Below are 3,685 nucleotides of genomic sequence, written 5' to 3'. Positions count from 1 at the left end.
TGATGGGATTCGTCACGCCGGATCAATTGCGTGAAGTGGCCGAGACGATCGTGGCCGTCCAGCGCGACTGGGGTGATCGCGGCGAGCGCAAGCACGCGCGCCTCAAGTACACCATCGACCGGCACGGGTTGGATGCGTTCAAGGCGGAAGTGGAGAAGCGCGTCGGCTTCGCATTGTTGCCCGAGCGTGACTATCGCTTCGACCACAACGGCGATCGCTACGGATGGATCGAAGGCAACGACGGCCGTTGGCACCTCACCCTGCAGATCGAATCCGGGCGCTTGGCGGACGTCGGCGGACGACGCTGGCTCACCGGGCTGCGCGAACTGGCGAAGGTGCACCAGGGTGATTTCCGCCTTACCTGCAACCAGAACGTGATCATCGCCAACGTGGCGGCCGCGGATCGCGAGCGCATCGATGCGCTCGTGGCGGCGCATGGGCTGGACGGCTATCGCTCGGACAGTGGCATCCGTCGCCACGCCGTGGCGTGCGTGGCCTTGCCCACCTGCGGGCTGGCCATGGCGGAGAGCGAGCGTTATCTGCCTGCCATCCTTCCCAGGCTGGAAACCCTGCTGGAAGCGCATGGCCTTCGCGATGCACCGATCCTGCTGCGCCTGTCCGGCTGCCCCAACGGCTGCTCGCGGCCCTATCTCGGCGAGATTGCGCTGGTCGGGCGCGGGCCCGGCCGTTACGACCTGCGGCTTGGCGCGGACTTTCGCGGGCAGCGCCTCAACGCCCCCTATCGCGAAAACGTGGACGAGCCCGCGATCCTGGATGCGCTGGCTCCACTGTTCGCCCGGTACGCCGGCGAAAGGCAGCAAGGCGAGCATTTCGGTGATTTCCTCGTGCGCACCGGCGTCATCACGAGCGACGCGCCACGCATCGATGTCGAGGTGGCGGTATGAAGCAGGCGCTGCTGGAGGACGCGCAGCACGATCCCAAGGCACTGGATGCATTGAACCAATGGCTGGGTACGTTGAGCGCCGAGCAGCGCGTGGTGTGGGCGCTGGCCTATGCCCCCGGGACTCACGTGCTTTCCTCCAGCTTTGGTGCGCAGGCCGCCGTGTCCTTGCATCTGCTGACGCGGCAGCGCCCCGATCTGCCCGTGCTGTTGATCGACACCGGCTACCTGTTTCCCGAGACGTACCAGTTCATCGACGAACTGCGCCGTCGCCTCGGCTTGGACCTTCGCGTGTACAGCGCCGCCGAAAGCCCGGCATGGATGGAGGCGCGTGAAGGACGCCTGTGGGAACAGGGCGTACCCGGTATCGATCGCTACAACCAGCTGCGCAAGGTGCAGCCCATGCAACGCGCGCTCGACGAGCTGCAGGCAGGCAGCTGGTTCGCCGGCCTGCGACGCAGCCAGGCGCGTACGCGCGCGGCCATTCCGTTTGCCGAACGGCGCGATGGTCGCTGGAAATTCCATCCCATCGCCGACTGGTCCGACCGCGACGTCGGCATGTACCTGCGCCGCCACGGCCTGCCTTATCACCCGTTGTGGGACCAGGGCTACATCTCGATCGGCGACGTGCACACCACGCATCGCTGGGAGCCGGGCTCCGACCTCGACTCGACGCGCTTCTTCGGACTCAAGCGCGAATGCGGCCTGCACGGATTGGCCTGACGGCCGCGACAGATTCCACCCAGCGCACGACGCTGGCCGACGCCCCGACACGACAAGAACACATCATGAGCCAGACAGCCCTTGCCCAGACCGATGCCGCATTGCCCCTTCTTGATGGATTGGTGCCGCCCCATGGCGGCGAACTCAAAGAACTTTATCTGCCGCCTGCCGAGGCGGAGCAGCTGAAACAACGCAGCGCCGGCTTCCCTGGCGTGGATCTCGACACCCGGCAGCTGTGCGACCTGGAGTTGCTGCTGAACGGCGCCTTCTCGCCGCTGGAAGGGTTTCTCACCCGGCGGGACTACGATCGCGTCGTCCAGGAGCTGCGACTGGCCGACGGCACCTTGTGGCCGATGCCGATCACGCTGGACGTGAGTGAAGACTTCGCTGCCAAGCTGGCGCCAGGCAGCGAGGTGGCCTTGCGCGACAGCCAGGGCGTGCCGCTGGCAGTGCTGGAAGTGGAAGACATCTACCGGCCGGACCGCGAGCACGAGGCGCTGAACGTGTTCGGCACCACCGATCGCACGCATCCCGGCGTGGCCGAGTTGCTGGATCGCTATCGTCCGATCAATCTCGGCGGGCGAGTGAAAGGCATCCAACCACCTGCGCATTTCGATTTCGCCGCCTTGCGCGACACGCCGCGGAGCCTGCGCGACTGGTTCGCCGCCAACGGCTGGGATCGCATCGTGGCTTTCCAGACGCGCAACCCCATGCATCGCGCGCATCGTGAGTTGACCCTGCGCGCGGCGCAGCAGGTAGGGGCGAAGCTGCTGGTGCAACCGTCCGTCGGGCGCACCAAGCCGGGCGACGTCGATCACTACACGCGTGTGCGCTGCTACCAGGCGCTGCTGCCGCAATACCCGGCGCACAGCGCGAAGCTCTCGCTGTTGCCGCTGGCGATGCGCATGGGCGGCCCGCGCGAGGCGGTGTGGCACGCGATCATCCGGAAGAATTACGGCGCGAGCCACTTCATTGTCGGCCGCGACCATGCAGGCCCCGGCAAGGACGCGGAAGGCAAGCCGTTCTACGGACCCTTCGATGCGCAGCACCTGCTGGAGCGTCATCAGCACGAGCTCGGCATCCAGGTGGTGCCGTTCCCCGCCATGGTCTACGTGGCCAATCGCGACGCCTATCTACCATCGACGGAAGTGCAGCCGGACGACGAAGTGCGCGACATCTCCGGTACGCAGCTGCGACGACATCTGCATGAAGGCAGCGACATCCCGTCCTGGTTCTCCTTTCCCGAGGTGGTGGAGATCCTGCGCGAGCGGCATCCGGCAAAGGCGACGCGCGGCTTCGCGTTGTTCTTCACGGGGCTGTCGGGCGCGGGCAAATCCACCATCGCGCAGGCGGTCGTGGCGCAATTGCTGGAACGGACCAGCCGTTCGATCACGGTCCTGGACGGTGACGAAGTGCGCAAGCATCTCTCGCGTGGCCTGGGCTTCTCGCGCGAGGATCGCCACGCGAACGTGACGCGCATTGGCTATGTGGCGAGTGAGATCGTGCGGCACGGCGGCATTGCAGTGTGCGCACCGATCGCTCCCTATGCCGCATCACGAGCCGAGGCACGTGAACTGGTCGAGACGCACGGCGACTTCATCGAAATCCATGTCGCCACCGAATTGGAGGTGTGCGAGGCGCGCGATCGCAAGGGGCTCTATGCGCAGGCGCGTGCCGGGGCGATTACCCAATTCACGGGGATCAGTGATCCTTATGAGGTGCCTGAGCAGCCGGAGTTGCGTGTGGATGGCAACGCGGGTGAGCCGGCGGTGTTGGCGCGGCACATTGTCGAGTTGCTGCAGCAGCGCGGGTTGTTGCGTGTGTGATCGATTGGGCACGACTCGTAATTCGACCGCACCCCCTGTAGGAGCGCACCCTGTGCGCGACAGCCTTTCGCGCCTGTTCGCATGTTTTCGTTCTTGTAAGAGCGGGTATGCCTTCGGTAGCTCCGCTACCGCCAGCGTGCCGCTTACGCAGCGGGCGTTTCGACGTCCTGCCGGCCGCCGAGTCACTTTTCTTTTGCTGGCCCAAAAGAAAAGTAACCCAAAGAAAATGGCCTTG

The 3,685-nt window shown here is 65.5% G+C and carries 3 protein-coding genes and 1 pseudogene; all 4 read left to right on the top strand.

The genetic code is table 11. The annotated features are described in order from the left end of the window. Positions 1-905 (top strand): annotated as a pseudogene (locus JMF82_RS21680) (sulfite reductase); the annotation flags it as partial. Beyond that, positions 902-1,624, top strand: a complete 723-nt coding sequence (locus tag JMF82_RS21675) for a phosphoadenylyl-sulfate reductase (protein WP_201316597.1) — start codon at positions 902-904, stop codon at positions 1,622-1,624. The pseudogene JMF82_RS21680 and the gene JMF82_RS21675, both read left to right, overlap by 4 nt. 65 nt (positions 1,625-1,689) lie before the next feature. After that, positions 1,690-3,450, top strand: a complete 1,761-nt coding sequence (locus JMF82_RS21670) for a bifunctional sulfate adenylyltransferase/adenylylsulfate kinase (RefSeq protein WP_201316596.1) — start codon at positions 1,690-1,692, stop codon at positions 3,448-3,450. Between the two features lie 52 nt (positions 3,451-3,502). Next, positions 3,503-3,685 (top strand): hypothetical protein (locus JMF82_RS22140; protein ID WP_236585623.1); only part of this gene is annotated, 183 nt, incomplete at its 3' end.

Source organism: Dyella sp. EPa41 (genome assembly GCF_016586165.1).
Lineage (GTDB): Bacteria > Pseudomonadota > Gammaproteobacteria > Xanthomonadales > Rhodanobacteraceae > Dyella.
This window is presented reverse-complemented; position numbering and strand designations above follow the sequence as displayed.